The organism is Frankia sp. Hr75.2, from assembly GCF_949319125.1.
Taxonomy (GTDB): domain Bacteria; phylum Actinomycetota; class Actinomycetes; order Frankiales; family Frankiaceae; genus Parafrankia; species Parafrankia soli.
This window is the reverse complement of record NZ_CASGGV010000066.1, coordinates 72,373-90,997: the sequence shown is the minus strand read 5'-3', so window position 1 is coordinate 90,997 and position 18,625 is coordinate 72,373. Positions and strand designations below refer to the sequence as shown.

Genomic DNA, 18,625 nt, shown 5'->3' with positions numbered 1-18,625 from the left:
ACCCGCACACGACACCACGGCAAGATCGTGCGTCGTGCGGATGGGTAGCGTGCGGATGGGTAGCGTGCGGATGGTGAGCGCAGACGACCTGCCGACCGGCCAGGTCACGGGCACTACCGCGGAGCCGGCAGCCGCGGGGCCGGGAGCCGCGGCTGTGGCGCCTCGGCCGCGGTCGGCGCAGGACCCACCGAACGACCATGCGGTGCTGACCGGCCGGCTCCCGCGCACCGGGCTGCCCGCGGAGACCCAGCCGGACGCGCAGACCATGACCGCTGCGGAGACCGAGCCGAGCGCGGAGGCGCCGCCCGCCGCGGAGGCGGAGCCGGGTGAGCAGACCGTGCCCGCCCAGCGGACCGATTACCCATCGCGGGCCGAGCCGGCGCGGCTGATCGTCCGGTTCCGCCGGGCCCGGGACTGGACCGTCGCGGCCTCGTACCAGTTCTTCCTGGCCGGGACACTCCTGGCCGTCGCCGCCGGTGCCGTGCTGCGGTTCGCCACCCCGAGCCACCTGTGGCTCGACGAGTCGCTCACCGTCGGCATCGCGTCCCGGCCGGTGCCGGACCTGCTGCAGGCGCTGCGTCACGACGGGTCACCCCCGCTGTACTACCTGCTCCTGCACGTCTGGATCAGCGTGTTCGGTGACGGGGACATCGCCGTCCGGGCGCTGTCGGGCGTGCTCTCCCTCGCCACACTCCCGCTGGCCTGGCTCGCCGGGCGGTACGTGGGCCGGGCGGCGACCGCCCTCGGCAACGGCGGGCCGTCGGCCGAGCAGCGGGTCGGGCTCGCCGCGCTCCTGCTGTTCGCCTGCTCGCCGTACGCGATCCGCTACGGCAGCGAGACGCGGATGTACTCGCTGGTCGTCCTGCTCGTGCTGGTGTTCGGCTTCGCCGCCGTCCGGGCGCTGAACCGGCCGGACCTGCCACGGCTCGCCGCGCTGACGCTGGCGACGGCCGCCCTGGTCTACACGCACTACTGGACGTTCCTGGTGGTGTTCACCGTGGCGGCGTTCCTGCTCCTGCAGGCGCGGCGGCGGGAGCACTACCGCCGCCCGGCGCTGCGGGCGTTCGTCGCGATGGCCGCCTCGGCGGTGCTGTTCGCGCCCTGGATGCCGGTGTTCCTCTTCCAGATGCTGCACACGGGGACACCCTGGGCGCCCCGGGTGCAGGCCCAGGTGCTGCTCGACACGGTCTTCGACTGGGCCGGCCCGCAGTCGACCGGCGCGCTGCTGGGCATCATCCTGCTCGGCGGGGCGCTGATCGGGCTGACGGCCCGTCCGCTCGGCGGGGAGCTGCACGTCAAGATCTCCGGGCGGGCGCCGGGCAGGTACCTCGCCGCGATCTGGCTCGCGCCGCTGGTGCTGGCGTACTTCGTCAACATGTTCGGCGGCAGCGCCTACGCGGAGCGCTACACCGGGATCGCGCTGCCCGCCTGCCTGCTGCTCGCGGCGCTCGGGATAGCGCAGCTGCCGGTGCACCGGGCGTTCGTGGCGGTGGTCGTGGTCGCCTCGATCAGCGGCCTGCTCGGTGGGTACCAGCTCGCCCGGACGGAGCGGACCCAGGCGGGCGAGATCGCCAACCGGATCGCCGACCTCGCCCGGCCGGGGGACGTCGTCGCCTACTGCCCGGACCAGCTCGGCCCGGCCGTGCACCGGGCGATCCAGCGCCGGGGCGACATCGACATCCGGGAGATCGTCTACGCCGACGAGGCCGGGCCGGCGCTGGTCGACTGGGTCGACTACGCCGACCGGATGAAGCGCGCGAACGGGGCGGCCTTCGCGGCCGAGGTCAACGACCTGGCCGGGCCCGATCACGCCGTCCTGCTCGTCCGGGCGGACGGGTACCGCTTTCTGGAGGGCGCGTGTGCGGTGCTCTCCGACCAGCTGGCGTCCCTGCGGGACCGGGCGTTGCAGGTCGAGAAGCGCGATCTTTACGAGGGTGCCTCCCTCGAGCGGTTCTCCACCCTGCGCTGAGGCGGGGCCGCCGCGCCCGCGGCCACCGCCAGCACGAGCAGCCCCATCGGCAGCGTGTAGTGGTTGAAGAAGGTCTGCTTGTTCATGACGTCGAGAGCGAGGAGGACCAGCGCAGACCCCGCGCAGAACCCGGCCGCCCCGCCGCGGGCTCGCCAGGCCAGCAGGTAGGCCGCGCCCAGCACGACGGCGGTCGCGCCGAAGCCGAGGGTGATCCCGAAATGGTGCGCCCAGCCGGGTATGGACAGCGAGTGGTTCAGCACCTCGTAGCCGAGGTTGGTGCGCACGGCGTCGTCGACGAAGTCGCCCGGAGCCGCGATGACCCAGGGCGCGACGACGGCCACCCCCAGACCGGCGGCAGCCAGGGTGCGGCGCGGGCCGAACGCCGGCCAGCAGGCCGCGAGCGGGACCAGCAACGCCACGTGCTGCTTGCTCGCGAGGGCCAGCGCGAACGCGACGACAGCCGGCGCCGTCCGGCCCGCGGCGACCGCCCAGACCATCACCGCGAGCAGCGCGACCAGCAGCGGCTCGGTCCAGGACTGCTGCAGCGCGTACATGGACTCCGGTAACACGACGACGAGCAGTGGGAGCAGACCGGCGGCGACCGCCGCCCCGCCATGCCCCCCGACACCGAAGCCGGGATCGCCGACGCGGAGATCCGGGTCGGTGTCGGGTTCGACGCCCCTGTCGGGTTCGACGCCGGAGCCGTGGCCGGCCACCGCGTCGACCCTGGCGACGTCCCGCCGCCGCACGAGCGCGCGGCCGGCCACCGCCGCCAGGGCAAGCGCGGCCAGCAGCCCGTAGCGGACGTCCCCCAGCACCCACCGGAACGGCGCGAGCAGCAGGGACGTCCCCGGCAGGTACGGGTAGACGTCGAACAGCCCGCCGGCGGTGTAGCCGGCCCGATCCGGCGCCCACTGCTGGCGGTACATGTTCGTGCCCCGGGCCAGCCCGGAGGTGGAGACCTGGAGGAGATGGAACACGTCGATCCGCGGCTGCGGGGCGGCCGCGACAGTCGCGACACCCGCCGCGAGCGCGAGGCCGAGCACGGCCCAGAACACCCGGCCGCCCGCCGCCCGCCCGTGTGCGGGCCCGTACGCCCACCGTCCGCCGGGTGGCACGGCGCAGCGCAGGAGCGTCAGGCCGGCGAGCAGACCGGCGGCGGCGGCCAGCGCGTCCGCGGCGGTCGCGGCCGGGCCGTGGGCGTAGTAGCGCGGGTGCCGCAGGATCGGCCCGGCGGCGACCACGATCCCGCACGACGCGCAGGCCAGCCGAACGCCCGCGGTCCGCAGCGGAAGGCCCCGCGGGCGGCCGCGGCCGGCCCGGGCCCGCGGGCCGCCCCGGCCACCCCGGCCACCCCAGCCGCTCGGCACGGCGACGGCGACGGCCACCGCGAGACACCCCAGGAGCACCATGACCAGGGCGAGCGGGCTGTACCGGCCGTCGGAGAGGCTGATCCCCACGGCGACCCCACACCAGCCCAGCAGGAGCGCCACCGTGCCGGGCGAGGCCCCCGCCACGCCCCCGGCGCCTGATGCACGGGCCGGCGCGGCGGTCCCCCCGGGAGGGTGGTCGCGCGACCGGCCCGGCTCGGCCGACTTCGACTCCGGGGAGTCGGGTAGGGCGCAGGACATGCCCGCACGATGCCAGAGCGGCCGTCACGCCGGCCCGCGCGCACCCCGCCGGCGGCCAGGTCGGCGCCAACGGGCCACATGCGGTCACGGTGACGGGACGCCATACGCCGAACCCGGCGCGGCGTCCGCGCCGGGGGGTCCGGTGAAGCGACGGTAACTGTCATGCGAGACTGCCCCCCGAGGCCGGATGCGAAGGTTCCGGCACCGGGAGGGGTCCTGCCAGTCGCGGGCGCGAAATCTCGCCGCGCGCACACCCCCCTACAGACCACGGACGTTGTCGTTGAGGAGAGGTCCGGCACAGTGACCGAAAAGCCAGAGGTAGTCGTCATCGGAGCCGGGCCGGCCGGTCTCTCCGCCGGCTGGGAGCTGATGAAGCGGGAGATCCCCGTGACGATTATCGAGGGTGACTCGGTGGTCGGCGGAATCAGCCGTACGGCCCAGCGGGACGGATGGCGTTTCGACATCGGGGGCCACCGTTTCTTCACCAAGGTCCCCGAGGTCGAGAAGCTGTGGCACGAGATCCTGCCGGACGAGGACTTCCTGCTCCGGCCGCGGTCGAGCCGCATCTACTACAACGGCAAGTTCTTCGACTACCCGCTGAAGGCCGGTAACGCCCTCGGCGGGCTCGGGGTCGCCGAGGCGGCACGCTGCATCGGCTCGTACGCGCTGGCGAAGCTGCGCCCGCCGAAGGACCAGTCGAACTACGAGAACTGGCTGGTCGCCCGGTTCGGCTGGCGACTCTACCGCACCTTCTTCAAGACCTACACCGAGAAGCTCTGGGGTGTGAAGGTCAGCGATATGCCGTCCGACTGGGCGGCCCAGCGGATCAAGAGCCTCTCGCTGATGAACGCCATCACCAACGCGGTGCTGCCCAAGCGGAACCAGAAGGACATCACCTCTCTCATCGAGGAGTTCCAGTACCCGAAGTTCGGGCCGGGAATGATGTGGGAGACGGCCGCGGACAAGATCGTCAAGCAGGGCGGCCGGATCGTCTTCGAGGAGAAGGTCCGCAAGATCCATCACGAGAACGGCCGCGCGACCGGTGTCACGACAGTGGTCACCGGCGGCTACGGGCCGGGCGCCGGCGCGCCGGAGTCGTCCCGGGATGACCTCGGCACCGAGTACCAGTACACCGGCGACCACTTCATCTCCTCGATGTCGTTCTCGTCGCTGGTGCGCGTGATGGACCCGCCGGTCCCGGCGCGCGTCCTGGCCGCCGCGAACGCCCTGAAGTACCGCGACTTCCTCACCGTCGCGCTGGTCGTTCCCAAATCGGCCGGATTCCCGGACAACTGGATCTACATCCACGCGCCGGACGTCAAGGTCGGCCGCATCCAGAACTTCGCGTCCTGGTCGCCGTTCCTGGTGAAGGACGGCCGGACCTGTCTCGGCCTGGAGTACTTCGTCTTCGAGGGCGACGAGATGTGGAACTCCTCGGACGAGGAGCTGATCGCGCTCGGCACCAAGGAGCTGGCCAAGCTGGGCCTCGTCCAGGCGGACCAGGTCGAGCGCGGCTATGTCGTGCGGATGCCCAAGGCGTACCCGTACTACGACATGGACTACAAGAAGAACGTCGACATCATCCGCGGCTGGCTCGAGGACTACGCTCCCAACGTCCACCCCGTCGGCCGTAACGGAATGCACCGCTACAACAACCAGGACCACTCGATGCTCACCGCGATGCTCACCGTCGAGAACATCATCGACGGGAAGAGCCACGACGTGTGGGAGGTCAACGTCGAGGAGGACTACCACGAGGAGGTCTCCTCCCCGGGCCGGTCGTAGCGGGGCCGGCCTCCCGGCCCTGACACCCGCCGTCCACCGCCCTCTCCCGCTCCGCGTCACGACCCTCCGCCCCGTCCGCCCCGTCCCACGCCCACCCGGCGCGGGACGGGCGGGCGGCGGGGGCAGTGGCCGCGCGGTCCCCGACTCCACGGATCCGGAGCGGGTCGTCCCAGACAGTGCACTGTTCCAGGAACATGCCGTCCCGACAGCGCTCCGTCCCCCGAGCGTCCTGGAGCGCGTGGTCCCGGCCCGGCCGGCGCGGCCGCCGCGGGACCGGTCAAGACCAGGCTTCACCCGTGGACGTGTCCGCGTTCACCTGCAGCAACGGGCGCGAACACGCGCCGGGCGTCCGCACCCGCGGACCTCGCCGTCGCAGTCGTGCCCCCGGTACCGAAGGGACTGACCGTGACCGACGTCGCGGTGCGGCCGGCGGAACACACCCCCGAGCCGGTCGACAGGGTCGGAGCTCGACCCGACCGCGAGCACCGGATCTTCCGGGGCGCGCTGGTGCTGATCATCGCCGCGGCGGTGGTGGTGCGTTTCATCGCACGCCAGCCGCTGTGGCTCGACGAGGCACAGAGCGTGGCGATCGCCCGCCTGCCGCTGTCCGGTGCGGCGCCCACCATGTGGGACGGGCTCCTCCAGGACGGCTCGCCGCCCCTTTACTACATCCTGCTGCACCTGTGGATCAGCGTCTTCGGCGAGGGCACCGCGTCGGTGCGCGGGATGTCCGCCGTCATCAACCTGGGCTCCGCGGTGCCGGTGTTCTATCTCGGACGCCGGCTCGTCGGTGACCGCGGCGCGAAGGTCGCGGTGGTGCTGTACCTCACCTCGCCGTTCGCACTGTACTTCGGCACCGAGACCCGGATGTACAGCCTGATCGTGCTGCTCACGGCGCTCGGCGGGCTGGCCCTGGAGCGGGTGCTGCGGGTGCCGTCGGTGAAGAACATGGTGCTGCTGGCCGTGGCGTCGGGATGCCTGGCCCTGACCCACTACTGGTGTCTCTACCTGCTGGTGACCATGGGTGCGTGGCTGGTCGGGCTCGTCGTCGTCCGGCCCCGGGTGGCGGCGGCGCGGGCCGCCCGCCGCGGCCGCGCCGGGCGGTCCGGGGCACACTCGCGTGGCGGGCGCCGTCCGCCGGCGCCGGCGCCGGCGGGCGCGGCCGAGCAGCCCCCGGCCGCGCCCGAGCTGCTCGCCGACGCCGCCGGCGGCGCGCGGCGGGCCGTGCCCACCTGGCACCCCCGCGGCCCGCTCGCCGGAATCATCGGGATCATCGCCGGCGGCCTGGTGTTCGCTCCGTGGCTGCCGAACTTCCGCTCCCAGCTCGCCCACACCGGGACGCCCTGGGGCGAGCCGGCGAGCTTCGCCGCCGTCAGCCACGCGTACGGGCAGTGGGCCGGTGGGCCGACCACCCTCGGCCGGCTGTTGCTGTTCCTGATCACCGGCCTGGTCGCCGCCGGGATCGCCGGCCGTCCGCTGGGCGGGCGGTTCGTCCTGCTCGACCTGAAGGGCCTCGAGCCGGGCCGCACGCTGTTCCTCCTGGCCACCGGGACGCTGATCATCGCCGTGGCGGCCGGCAAGCTGGTGGGCAACGCGTGGGCCGACCGGTACACCGCGACGGCGTTCGTCCCGTTCCTGCTCGTGGTGGGACTGGGCGCGACGATGCTGGCCGACCGCCGGGTGTTCCACGGCGTGGTCGCGGTCGCGGCGCTCGTCGGTGTCATCGCCGGGACGAGCGACGTCCGGCGGGAACGGTCCCAGGCCGGCGAGGCCGCGGACGTCCTCACCCGGCTGTCCAGGCCGGGCGACATCCTGCTGGTGTGCCCGGACCAGCTGGGGCCGGGCCTCGCGCGCACCGTGCCGTCCTGGCTCAAGGTGTACGTGGTGCCGACCTACGCCGCCCCGGACCGGGTCGACTGGGTCGACTACGAGGAGCGCAACGAGTCCGCCAACGGCGTGGCGATCGCCCAGCGGGCGATCGCGGAGGCCGGGACGAACACCGTGTTCATGGCCGGCTCCGGCGCCTACCGGACCTACGAGGAGCTGTGCACCCAGGTCCGGGCGACACTGCAGACGCAGCGGCCGGTGGCCGACGAGGTGATGGAGCAGGGTCTGCCGGCACGGGTCTACGAGAACTACGCCCTGCTGCGGTTCCGGGCGTCGTGACCACCCCGCGCGGCTGGCACCCGGGCGGACGTCGGCCGGATCCGGGCCGGCGCGAGCCCGCTCCGGGCGAGGCGGACGCCGCTGGCCCGCCGCGCCCGGAGGGGGGCCCGGCGGCGTTGCCCGCCGTGCTCCCGCCAGGGCCGGCGGTGCCCCCACCGGGGCCGGCCGGGGCCGCCGGGAGCGGTGACGGCCCCCGCATCGGCCCAGTCTACCTCGCCGGGCCGGCGTACGAGGCCTCGTCGGGCGCGGCGGAACCCACACGGCCCGCCGAGCCCACCGCGCCACCCACGCACCCCGTACCGCCCGCGTACTCCGTCCCGCCGGCGGCGCCGGCGGCGCACCGGGCGGACGCGCCGACCTCCGGGAGTTCCTGGTTCGAGCCGGGACGTCCCAGCTACCCGGCGCTGCACCTGCCCACCCCGTCGACGCCGACCCCCGCCTCGCCGGAGCCGGGCCAGTCGCCGGAGCCGGCGTCCGCGGGACCGCCGATCGCGGACGAGCCAGCGGCGAGTCCGTGGACAGCGAGTCCGTGGGCGGCAGCTCCGCCGGCACCACACCCGCAGGCACTGGACCCGCTAGGACCGGACCCACAGGCGACGGCATGGGTACCGGACTCATGGGCCCCTGACCGGTGGACGCCTGACCGGTGGTCCCCGCGGCCGTCGGAGCCGTCCGAGCCGTCGGCTCCGATACCGCCGACACCGACACCGACACCGGCACCGGCACCGGCAACAGCAGCCCCGGAACCGCTCGAGACTGCTACGGGGCCGGCCCTCGATCCGGTCGGGCGGACCGGCCCGCTCCAGGAACGCCTCTACGCCCGCGGCAGCCGGCGCAGGTCCGCGCGCGGCCCGGACGGCGCCACCGCCGGCCGGCCGGCGACATCCACGGGCACGCCGACCCGAGCCCAGGCGGCCATGGCCTGGGCGCAGCGCTGGTACCTGCGGGACGTGCTCATCGCCTGGATCGCGGCACGGGCCGTGGTGGGCGCGGCGCTGGCGCTGACCAGGTTCGTCGCGGACACCGTCGCCGGTGACAACGGGGCCACGCTGGACACCACCGACCTGCTCGGCTGGGACGCCGGCTGGTACCTCAACATCGCCGACAACGGCTACGACGCGGCCGGCGCCGAGAGCCGCCGCTTCTTCCCGCTGCTCCCCCTGCTGGTCCGGCTCTTCACCGCCCTGCCCGGCCTGGGCGGCCACGGCGGCCAGGTGCTGCTCGTCCTGGTGAACCTGATCGCTGTCGTGTTCGCCCTCGCTCTGGTCGGCATCGCGCGGGTCGAGGGGTTCGACGACGACACGGTGCGACGGGTGATCTGGATCTCCGCGCTGGCCCCCCCGGCGTTCGTCCTGGTGATGGGCTACGCGGAGGCCCTGGCGGGGCTGCTGGCCGTCACGGCGTTCCTGGGCGCGCGGACGCGGCGCTGGGAGCTGGCGGTGGTCGCCGGCCTGCTCGGCGGCCTGTGCCGGCCGCTGGGCCTGCTTCTCGCCGTCCCCGTCGCGATCGAGGCCGCGCGGGGGCTGCCGCTACCCCTGGCCCGGCGTCTCGGCGCCCCACCGCCGAACCGCCTCGGCGCCCCACCGCCGGACCGCCTCGGTGCCCCGCAGCCGGACCGAGGCGGTCCGTCGGCACCGCGCGCCGCCGCACGGGAGGCGCTCGCGCGGCTGTGCGCGGTCGCCGCGCCCGTGGCCGGGGCGGGGATCTACCTGCTGTGGTCGGCGGCCATCCACGGCGACGGCCTCGCTCCGTTGACCATGCAGCGGGACGCGGCCCGCCACGGCAGCACGGCCAATCCGCTGCTGACCGTCATCGACGCGGCGAAGGGCGCCCTGCACGGCGAGCTCGGCACCGCGCTGCACGTTCCCTGGCTGCTGCTGGCGCTCGTCGCGCTGGTCGTCATGGCCCGTGCCCTGCCGGTGTCCTACTCCGTGTGGTCGGCCCTGGTGCTCGCCGCGGTGCTGACGGGCAGCAACCTCGACTCGTCGGAGCGATACCTGTACGGGGCTTTTCCGTTCCTGCTCGTCGCCGCGCTGGTGACGGCACGGCGCGAGGTGTGGATGCTGGTGATCACCGTCTCGACCGCGGCGATGACCGTGTACGCGACACTGGCGTTCACGCTGTCCTATGTTCCCTGACCGTTCCCGCGTTCGCTGACCGTTCCCGCGTTCGCTGACCGGTTCCGCCTCGTCCAAGCCGGGCCCGCGGCTGATGATGGCTTGTGCTCGATGAGCCGTTACGCCAAGGTTTTCCCACGGGACACCCGTCGTTCGTCAAGGTGGGCGCGGGTTCGCGGAACAGGTCCGCGCCCGCGCGAGCCGGCTGGCGACCGGATGACGGCCGCCGGACGAAGCCGCGCGGGGGCGGCAGGGCGGCCGGCACACCGGGCCGGCGACCAGGAGGTGCATGTGCCTTGGCCGACAGGGAGCTCGAGTACCAGCGGCTGACGATGCCGCCGGGCACCGACCGCCGGACCGCGGTCGCGATCCTCACCCTGCACGCCGAGTTCGGGGACTGGGAGCTCGAACGCTCCCGCATCTACCCCGATGGGACCCGCCGAGTGGTGCTACGCCGGCGGCGCCGTCCGGGCGGTCTGCCGGGATATCTCCCGACCTGATGCTCGCCGTTGGCTGTCCGGAAAGGCCTGCCTGACGCCGTCGGCCACCAGCCCGGCCCGGATAGACACAACACTTCAGGACGAGTGTGCCGCCGGCCGTCCGGAAGGCCGCGCGTCGTGACGTGAGTATCAACACGATCTCCCCCCGGCTTCACGGCGGAAGATGGAGAGGCGGACGGACCGTGCACCACTTCCGTCAGACACCCATCGGCACGTGGGGAGCGATTGTGACCGCTACGAGCGACGAACACCAAAAGCACCGGGTCGTGATCATCGGCTCGGGTTTCGGCGGGTTGTTCGCCGCGCAGGCCCTGCGGCGCGAGCCCGTCGAGGTGACTGTCGTCGCGAAGACCACACATCACCTGTTCCAACCGCTGCTGTACCAGGTCGCGACGGGCATCCTGTCCGAGGGGGAGATCGCCCCGACCACGCGTGAGGTACTGCGCCGCCAGGAGAACGTGAAGGTGGAACTCGGCGAGGTCGTGTCCATTGACCTCGCGACGAAGTCCGTGACGTCCAACCTGCTCGGGCGCACGGACGTACAGCACTATGACAGTCTCATCGTCGCGGCCGGCGCCGGTCAGTCCTATTTCGGCAACGACCACTTCGCCGAGCACGCACCCGGTATGAAGAGCATCGATGACGCGCTGGAGCTGCGCGGGCGCATCTTCGGCGCGTTCGAGGTGGCCGAGACGACACCCGATCCGGCCGACGCCGCGCGTTACATGACGTTCGTGGTCGTCGGCGCCGGGCCGACCGGTGTGGAGATGGCCGGGCAGATCGCCGAGTTGTCGCACCGCACGCTTCGGCAGGATTTCCGGCGCATCGACACGACGAAGGCGCGGATCATCCTCCTCGACGCCGCCCCGTCGGTGCTCGGCACGTTCGGCGAGAAGCTGGCCGCCAAGGCCACTTCCAAGCTGGAGAAGCTCGGCGTCGAGATCCAGCTCGGGGCCAGGGTCGTCAACGTCGACTCCCGCGGCATCGACGTCGAGGACTCCGACGGCACGCGCCGCCGGATCGAGTCGGTCTGCAAGATCTGGGCCGCCGGGGTCGCGGCCAGCCCGCTCGGCAAGCAGCTCGCCGAGCAGTCCGGCGCGGTCCTCGACCGGGCGGGCCGCATCCAGGTGCAGCCCGACCTGACGCTGCCCGGGCACCCCGAGGTGTTCGTCGTCGGTGACATGGCCACCCTCGACCGGCTGCCCGGTGTGGCCCAGGTCGCGATCCAGGGCGGCAAGTACGCCGCGAAGACGATCAGCACCCGGCTGCGCGGTGGCCCGCCGATGCGGAACTTCGAGTACAAGGACAAGGGCAGCATGGCCACGATCTCGCGCTTCAGCGCCGTGGCCAGCATCAAGGGCGTCCAGCTCAGCGGGTTCGTCGCCTGGCTGATGTGGCTCGCCGTGCACCTCGTCTACATCATCGGGTTCAAGCACCGGGTGACGACCCTGCTGCACTGGACGGTCAGCTTCATCGGCCGGGGCCGCTCCGAGCGGACGGTGACCACGCAGCAGATCTTCGCCCGGTCAGCACTGCAACGGCTGGGCGAGGGCTTCATGCCGACGCTGCCCGACGACTGGGCCTCCCGAGGCCCCTCGGCGGCGACCCGGCCGGCGGGGCAGCCTGGCGCCGTTCCGAAGGCCCGCAAGGCGCCGGCCGGCAACCCGGCGCCGGGCGCCGAGTCGGCCCATCTCGGTCCGGACGGCGCCGCGTCGGGCAGCGCCTCCACCGGCACCGCCTGATCCCGGGGTCCACCCCGACCGCACGGCCCGTCCGCATCCCCCGTCCGCACCGCCTGACCTCCCGGCCCGTGCGCGCGGCCCACGAACCGGCCCGGACCATCAGGTCCGGGCCGGTTCGCGCGTCAGGCCGGTTCGCCAGCCGGGCCGGTTCGCCTGGCAGAGCGGTTCGCACGCCGGCGCGGGTCAGCTCCCATCAGGAGGCGGCGAGGAAACGGTCCAGGACGCGGACCCCGAACCGCAGGGCGTCGACGGGCACCCGCTCGTCCACGCCGTGGAACATGCCGGCGAAGTCGAGGTCCGGCGGGAGCAGCAGCGGGGAGAACCCGAAGCAGCGGATGCCGAGCCGGGAGAACGACTTCGCGTCGGTACCGCCCGAGAGCATGTACGGGACGGCCCGGGCGGCCGGGTCCTCCGCGCGCAGCGCCGAGGCCATCGCGTCCACCAGTGGGCCGTCGAACCCGGTCTCCAGCGCCTGGTCGTTCACCACCCACTCACGCCGGACCTCCGGCCCGAGCAGCTCGTCGACCTGGCGCAGGAACTCCTCCTCCTGCCCGGGCAGGTAGCGCCCGTCGACGTAGGCCACGGCCTCGCCGGGGATCACGTTGACCTTGTGTCCGGCGGCGAGCTGCGTGGGGTTCGCCGTGTTGCGGATCGTCGCCCCGATCATGCGCGCGATCGGGCCGAGCTTCGCGATCGTGGTCTCCAGGTCGTCCGCGGGGAGCTCGATGCCCAGCGCCTCGCCGATCGAGTCGAGAAAGACGCGCACGGTCGGGGTCACCACGATCGGGAACTGGTGCCGACCGAGCCGGGCGACCGCCTCGCACAGCTTGGTCACCGCATTGTCCTCGCTGATCATCGACCCGTGGCCGGCCCGGCCGGCGACGGTCAGCTTCATCCAGGCGATGCCCTTCTGCGCCGTCTCGATCAGATACAGTCGCAGGTCGTCCGAGACGGTGTAGGAGAACCCGCCGACCTCGCTGATCGCCTCGGTGCAGTCGGCGAAGTGGTCGGGATGGTTGTCCACCAGCCACCGCGCGCCGAGGGTGCCGCCGGCCTCCTCGTCCGCGACGAAGGCGACGACGAGATCACGGGGCGGACGCCGGCCCGACCGGACCATGTCGCGCACGACGGCGAGCGTCATCGCGTCCATGTCCTTCATGTCGATGGCGCCGCGCCCCCACAGGCAGCCGTCGGCCTCCTCGCCCGAGAAGGGATGCACGCGCCACTCGGACGGGTCGGCGGGCACGACGTCCAGGTGGCCGTGGATGAGCAGCGGGGAGCGGGACGGATCGGCGCCCTCCACCCTGGTCACGACGCTCGTGCGGCCGGGCGCGGACTCGAGCAGCACCGGCTCCAGCCCGACCTCGGCCAGTCTGGTGGCCACGTACTCGGCGATGGGCCGCTCGTGGCCGTCGCCGTTCCCGCGGTTCACCGACTCGAAGCGCAGCAGGTCCCGACACAGATCCACGACCTCGGACTCGGCGGCGGACGGGGCGGCCGGCCGCCCCGTCCTCGCCGCGAGTGGGTCCCCCACGGCCGCGGCGGCGAGGGCGTCAGTGGGATCATGGGGCGCGTTTGCCATGTCTCCAGTCTGCCCCGCGCGGCATGCGGTCGCCGGGGCGGGGACGTAGCGTCGAAGCTGCGCGTTGCCGGCCGGTTTCAGGTCCAACAACGACCGATCACCCGGTAGGAGGACCAGCCATGACGCTGTACCAGTGCCCACGCGACGACCTGGGGTGCACCGCCGTCTTCCCAACCACCGGCGACCTCGACCACCACCTCCGCGCGCGGCACGGGTACGGGCGGGTGTGGCGGCTGACGTCGAGCCTGAGCCGTGTGACGGTGCTGCCCGTCGGGCCGAAGGCGGAGCGCCGGGTGCCCGGTGGGCGGGCGGACCACGGCGGCCCGCCGGCGCGGGCGGGCTCGGCCGGCCGGCGTGGAGGCGCCCGCACGAGCGGCTAGCCAGCAGCGGTGGGACGGGCGCAACGGCCAGCATCGCACCGGCGTTCGGCCGGTACCGGACAGGCGTTGGACCGGTGTCGGCGCGCCGAGCGGCACGATGCGGCGGGCGGGATGTCCGCCATCCGACGCAAGGCTGGCCGGTCCGGCGATTCCGCCGAGCTGTATCTTCCGGAAGCCACAACATCGCCCGGGCGCGCCAACCCGAGCGCCGGTATCCGGATGGAGAACGCCGATGACCACGCCAGGACAGCCGCCCAGCTACGGCGAGGGCTATCCCGGCCAGGGCCAACCCGGTCCGGACCTCTCGAAGAACGCCGGCTACGGACCGCCACCCGGCGGATACCCGCCCGGCCAGCCCGACCCCGGCTACGGGCCCCCGACCGGCGGGTTCCCCTCTGGCCAGCCGGAACCCGGCTACGGCCCGCCGCCGGGATACCCGCCCCCGCCGGGCTACGCGCCCGGGTACGGGCCGCCGCCCGGGTACCCCGGCGGCTACGGGCCGGGTGGTTTCGACCAGTCCGCGCCCTTCGGCCGGCACCCGATCACCGGTGAGCCCTACTCGGACAAGCAGAAGATCGTCGCCGGCCTGCTACAGATCTTCGCCGGCTGTTTCGGTGTCGGACGCTTCTACCTCGGCAGCACGGGCATCGCGGTGGCCCAGCTCCTCACCTGCGGCGGCCTGGGCGTCTGGGCGCTGGTGGACGGCGTGATGATACTCACGGGCAACGTCCGCGACCAGTACGGCCGTCCGCTGCGGGACTGACCGCCGCGCGGGCCGGCGCCCGCCGACCGGAGGCGAGAGGGAACGGCATGGCCACGACCGGACCGTGGGCCTCCCGCGTCCGGCGGCGGCTGGTGCTGGCGGGTGCCGGCTGCTGCCTGCTCGCCGGGCTCGGCTACCTGGCCGGCACCGACCCGCACGACCCGTCGTCCGTGATGCCGCGGTGCCCGGTCCGGGCGGTCACCGGACTGGACTGCCCGGCCTGCGGTGGGCTGCGCCTCACCTACGACCTGCTGCACGGCATGCCGGCCGCGGCCGCCCGCGACAACCTGTTCCTCCTGGTGTGCTCGCCGCTGCTGGTCGCCCTCGTCGTCCGGCAGGCCCGCGCGTTCGACCGTGGTCACCCCGCGCCGCTGCCGCGTCCGCTGGCGTACGGGCTCGCCGGCGCGGCGCTGGCCTGGATGGCGGTGCGCAACCTGCCCGGATGGCCGCTCAGCCCGACCTCGGTCTGAGCCCGGATCCCCGGTGTGGGGCTCCGGTGGTGAGTCGCGCCACGTTCTGCCAGGTTGTTACCCATGGTCTCCGGTGACCCGACCGCCCCGGCGGCATCGACGTCGACAGTCCCGGCCCCAACGGCCCCGGCCCGGGGGCTGCCCGAGGCCTGGCTGTTCCTCCCCCAGCTGCGGATGGACTTCCCCCGGCTGCTGGACCGGGTGCGGGCGGCGGAGGCGGCCGGGTTCGACGGCGTCGCGTTCATGGATCACCTGGCCCCGCCGGGGCTGCCCGCCGGCGACAGCTTCGACGCGATGACGACCGCGACGGCCGCGCTGGCGGCCACCAGCCGGCTGCGCGTCGGCCATCTGGTGCTGTGCGCGTCGTTCCGCCATCCGGCGGTGCTCGCGAAGGAGGCCGTCAGCCTGGACCATCTCTCCGGCGGACGCTTCGAGCTGGGCCTGGGCTGGGGTTCCACGCCGGCCGAGCTCGAGCGGTTCGGCCTGCCGGTCGAGGACAACCCGACCCGCGCCGCCCGGCTCGCCGAGTACCTGGAGGTGCTCGGCGCCCTGTTCGGCGGCGAGGAGGTGACGCACGAGGGCCGCTTCTTCACCCTGCGCGGGGCGTTGCAGCACCCGGTGCCGGTCAACGGACGGATCCCGCTGCTGCTGGGCGGTGCCGGCCGGAAGCTGACAATGCCCATGGTCGCCCGGCACGCCGACTGGTGGAACTGCCCGACCTACGGGCTGCGCGACCTCGCCGAGCTGCGTCCCCTCGCCGGCGGCGCGCGGCTGTCGACCCAGCACCCGGTCGGTTTCGCGGCGAGCGGCGCGGAGCTGGACGACGTCACGGCGGTGGCCCGGAAGCGTTTCGGGAACTGGGGCGGGCTGGTAGTCGGGACCCCGGACACGCTCGCCGAGCACTTCGGTGAGCTGGCGGCCCTTGGCGTCGAGCGTTTCTACCTGCAGTTCACCGACTTCGCGACGCCCGAGACGATCGAGGCGTTCGCCCGCGACGTCCTGCCCGCCGTGCGCCAGGTCGCGACGACCGCCCGCGGCTGACCGGCGTCGCCCGTCAGGGCTGACCCCGGGACAGAGCCGGATACGGGCCGTCGGCCCCGCCCGCGAGCCCGGTCGGGACGGGCTCATCTGCGCCGGGCGCCTCACCCGCCGCGACGCCGGGCACGGCGCCTGCCGCGATGCCCACCTCGGCGCCCGCCTCGATGTCTGCCGCGACGTCGGGCACCGCTGCGCGGCGGCGCACGGCCCACCCCGCGACGCCGACCGCCACCAGCGCCAGGACGGCGCCCAGCGCCTCCGTGGGCAGCCCAACCAGCTTGAGGCCACTGAGGGACACCACCACGACGACCGCCGGGCGGATGACCCGGCTGGTGGACGTCCCCGCCGAGATCCGGGCGCCGAGGTAGACCCCGGGCAGGGAGCCCAGGAGCAGTGAGCCGGTCAGCCCGAGCTGGAAGTCACCGAAGATCAGGTGCCCGAGCGACGCCGCGGCCACCAGCGGGACCGCCTGGGCGAGATCGGTGCCGACGAGCTGGGAGCCCCGGATGGACGGGTACAGCCAGAGCAGCAGCACGATGATCAGCGAGCCCGAGCCGACCGAGGTCATGCCGACGACCAGGCCGCCGACCACGCCGATGGCCAGGGTCGGCAGCGGCCGGACGATGATCACGGCGGCATCCGCGCTGCCGGGCCCCCGGCGGCGGTCGATCTCCGCCTTCGCCAGCATCGCCAGCGCGGCGACGATCAGGATGGCCCCCATCGTGACCTTGATCCTGTCCTGCACAGCGGCCCCGTCGCCCAGCGCGCGCAGCACCAGCACACCGCAGAACCCGGCGGGCACCGAGCCGAGCACGAGCCATCCGACCAGCCCGCGGTGGACGGTGCCCCGGCGCAGGTGCACCGTCGCGCCCACGGGCTTCATCACCGCCGAGGCGACGAGATCGCTCGAGACTGCGGCCAGCGGCTGCACGCCGAACAGCAGCACCAGGATCGGCGTCATCAGCGCGCCGCCGCCCATGCCGGTCAGCCCCACCACGAACCCCACGAGCAACCCGGCCAGCGTCACCAGCGGATCAACGTCCATCAGACCACCTTCCCGACAGGCACGATAGGCATCGTCGGCTTGGTGGGTCGAGTGACTCCGGCCCCGACCCGGGCGGCCACAGCCCGGTAACCGTCGCGCGGGGCGAGATCGGCCCCCCGGCGGCGGGCACCGGTGGTGATCGATAGCGCGCTACCAGAGCCGCACCCGACCCGACACACCCGGCTGCCCGACAACGCCCGCCGGAATGCCGACCACCGCCACGAAAACCCATTCGCGGCAACACGGCGACTAATTCCACCGCCACCGACACGACCCGGAATCAGCCGTGGTCAAATCTCCATAATTTCATGGCACCTAGATTCTTTGTTTAGGAGGATCGCCGGGTGGCGAGACCCTTTTTTGGGTGCGGGGCAGCCGCACACCGATACCGCGATGGGGGAATGATGGGAAAGTCCGCGCCACGTAGGATCCTCGCGTTGGTCGCCACCGGCGCCGCCGCCGTGACCCTGGGCCTCGGCCCGGGTGCCGGCGCCGCGCAGGCCTTCACCGACTGGGACGACAAGGGATGCCACCACGAGCAGCGCTGGGACGGCAAGGACTGGGGGAAGAAGGACTGCTGGAAGGACGACAAGTGGGAGAAGGACGGGTGGGATAAGGACGGGTGGGATAAGGACGAGTGGCGAAAGGACGACAAGTGGGAGAAGGACGGATGGGATAAGGACCACCGGAAGAAGGATGACTGGGACTGGGACTGGGACTGGTGATCAGACGAACCGCCGACTGAACCACTTATCCGGTCGCTTCACACGACCATCGGACGACAGCGCCGGGGAATAGAATGAATCGCGACACGCCACTTTCGGCCATCGCGAACCACAGTTCCCCGGCGCGCCTCCCTTTTCTCCGGCGCCGGGCTTCCCCACGCCGCGCACCCGGCCCGGATGACTACGGGTTCAGCTGACGAGCTCGCCGACGCCCCAGGTCGCGGCCATCGCGACGGCCGCACCGAGCTCGACGAGCAGCCCGACACCGAAGGCGACGACAGCGGCCCAGGTCGAGGCGGTGGCTCGCCGGGCGTCGCGCAGGCGGGTGAGCTCCGCGAGGTAGATGCCCGCGAGCCCGCCGACGAGCAGGCCGAGAACCGGCACCACGAAGAAGCCGATGACGGCGCAGACCGCGCCGATGAGCATCGTCGAGAACGGCGCGCCGGCGGCCGACGCGGCCCGGCCCGGCAGCACGTACTTGGCCAGCGCGCCGGCGACGAACAGTGCGCTCATGACCGCGAGCACCGCCCAGCGGCCCGCGCCGCCGCCGTCCGCGATCGTCCACCACACGCCGGCGCCCCAGACGAGGAGCAGGCCGGGCATCACCGGCACGACCACACCGACGACACCGACCGCCATCACCAGCGCCACGGCGAGCAGCTCGACACCGCTCATGGCGACGACCTCCCGGTACCCGACATCCTTATGCCCG

At 73.2% G+C, this 18,625-nt stretch carries 15 protein-coding genes; 11 read left to right on the top strand and 4 right to left on the bottom strand.

Annotation, left to right across the window (positions count from 1 at the left end; all coding sequences use genetic code 11):
* The first annotated feature begins 70 nt into the window (after nt 1-70).
* Complete coding sequence (locus tag AC559T_RS07070) at nt 71-1,969, top strand: glycosyltransferase family 39 protein (protein WP_498868180.1); 1,899 nt, start codon at nt 71-73, stop codon at nt 1,967-1,969.
* On the opposite strand, the gene AC559T_RS07065 is transcribed toward AC559T_RS07070, so the two are convergent.
* Entirely contained in the window at nt 1,927-3,600 is a 1,674-nt protein-coding gene (locus tag AC559T_RS07065) for a glycosyltransferase (protein ID WP_498868168.1), read from the bottom strand. The two genes, AC559T_RS07070 and AC559T_RS07065, sit on opposite strands and share 43 nt — an antisense overlap.
* 300 nt (nt 3,601-3,900) lie before the next feature.
* Here AC559T_RS07065 and AC559T_RS07060 point away from each other — a divergent pair, with 300 nt between their 5' ends.
* The 5 genes from AC559T_RS07060 to AC559T_RS07040 all read left to right on the top strand — a co-directional run bounded on the left by AC559T_RS07060 (nt 3,901) and on the right by AC559T_RS07040 (nt 11,910).
* Nucleotides 3,901-5,385 carry an NAD(P)/FAD-dependent oxidoreductase gene (locus tag AC559T_RS07060; protein WP_112106567.1) on the top strand — a complete coding sequence of 495 codons (1,485 nt, stop codon included), beginning with the start codon at nt 3,901-3,903 and terminating at the stop codon, nt 5,383-5,385.
* A 405-nt stretch (nt 5,386-5,790) separates the two neighbouring features.
* Complete coding sequence (locus AC559T_RS07055; RefSeq protein ID WP_498868167.1) at nt 5,791-7,551, top strand: glycosyltransferase family 39 protein; 1,761 nt, start codon at nt 5,791-5,793, stop codon at nt 7,549-7,551.
* Nucleotides 7,548-9,689, top strand: coding sequence for a mannosyltransferase family protein (locus tag AC559T_RS07050; RefSeq protein WP_498868166.1), 2,142 nt, complete (start codon nt 7,548-7,550; stop codon nt 9,687-9,689). The genes AC559T_RS07055 and AC559T_RS07050 overlap by 4 nt, the downstream gene beginning before the upstream one ends.
* A gap of 275 nt (nt 9,690-9,964) precedes the next feature.
* Nucleotides 9,965-10,168 carry a DUF5703 family protein gene (locus AC559T_RS07045; protein WP_018499906.1) on the top strand — a complete coding sequence of 68 codons (204 nt, stop codon included), beginning with the start codon at nt 9,965-9,967 and terminating at the stop codon, nt 10,166-10,168.
* A 227-nt stretch (nt 10,169-10,395) separates the two neighbouring features.
* On the top strand, nt 10,396-11,910 hold the full coding sequence (locus AC559T_RS07040; protein ID WP_020462384.1) for an NAD(P)/FAD-dependent oxidoreductase: 1,515 nt from the start codon (nt 10,396-10,398) through the stop codon (nt 11,908-11,910).
* 193 nt (nt 11,911-12,103) lie between these two features.
* Here AC559T_RS07040 and AC559T_RS07035 read toward each other — a convergent pair whose 3' ends face one another.
* Nucleotides 12,104-13,492 (bottom strand): M20/M25/M40 family metallo-hydrolase, encoded by a 1,389-nt coding sequence (locus tag AC559T_RS07035; RefSeq protein ID WP_498868165.1) that lies wholly within the window; start codon nt 13,490-13,492, stop codon nt 12,104-12,106.
* Between the two features lie 119 nt (nt 13,493-13,611).
* Here AC559T_RS07035 and AC559T_RS07030 point away from each other — a divergent pair, with 119 nt between their 5' ends.
* From AC559T_RS07030 to AC559T_RS07015, 4 genes are all read left to right on the top strand, one after another.
* A complete protein-coding gene (locus AC559T_RS07030; protein ID WP_071063588.1) occupies nt 13,612-13,872 on the top strand; it encodes a hypothetical protein in 261 nt (86 codons plus the stop codon).
* Nucleotides 13,873-14,104: 232 nt separating this feature from the next.
* Nucleotides 14,105-14,635 carry a TM2 domain-containing protein gene (locus tag AC559T_RS07025; protein WP_071063590.1) on the top strand — a complete coding sequence of 177 codons (531 nt, stop codon included), beginning with the start codon at nt 14,105-14,107 and terminating at the stop codon, nt 14,633-14,635.
* 47 nt (nt 14,636-14,682) lie between these two features.
* Nucleotides 14,683-15,105: a DUF2752 domain-containing protein gene (locus tag AC559T_RS07020; RefSeq protein ID WP_071063592.1), complete on the top strand. Its 423-nt coding sequence runs from the start codon at nt 14,683-14,685 to the stop codon at nt 15,103-15,105.
* A gap of 63 nt (nt 15,106-15,168) precedes the next feature.
* Nucleotides 15,169-16,146, top strand: coding sequence for an LLM class flavin-dependent oxidoreductase (locus AC559T_RS07015; RefSeq protein ID WP_112106563.1), 978 nt, complete (start codon nt 15,169-15,171; stop codon nt 16,144-16,146).
* Nucleotides 16,147-16,159: 13 nt separating this feature from the next.
* Here AC559T_RS07015 and AC559T_RS07010 read toward each other — a convergent pair whose 3' ends face one another.
* Nucleotides 16,160-17,188 (bottom strand): sulfite exporter TauE/SafE family protein, encoded by a 1,029-nt coding sequence (locus AC559T_RS07010; protein ID WP_498868164.1) that lies wholly within the window; start codon nt 17,186-17,188, stop codon nt 16,160-16,162.
* Between the two features lie 401 nt (nt 17,189-17,589).
* Between AC559T_RS07010 and AC559T_RS07005 the strand changes: the two genes are divergently transcribed.
* Nucleotides 17,590-17,913 (top strand): hypothetical protein, encoded by a 324-nt coding sequence (locus AC559T_RS07005; protein WP_498868163.1) that lies wholly within the window; start codon nt 17,590-17,592, stop codon nt 17,911-17,913.
* A 189-nt stretch (nt 17,914-18,102) separates the two neighbouring features.
* Here the strand turns inward: AC559T_RS07005 and AC559T_RS07000 are convergent, their stop codons facing one another.
* Nucleotides 18,103-18,588 carry a DUF456 domain-containing protein gene (locus AC559T_RS07000; RefSeq protein ID WP_112106561.1) on the bottom strand — a complete coding sequence of 162 codons (486 nt, stop codon included), beginning with the start codon at nt 18,586-18,588 and terminating at the stop codon, nt 18,103-18,105.
* Nucleotides 18,589-18,625 lie beyond the last annotated feature (37 nt).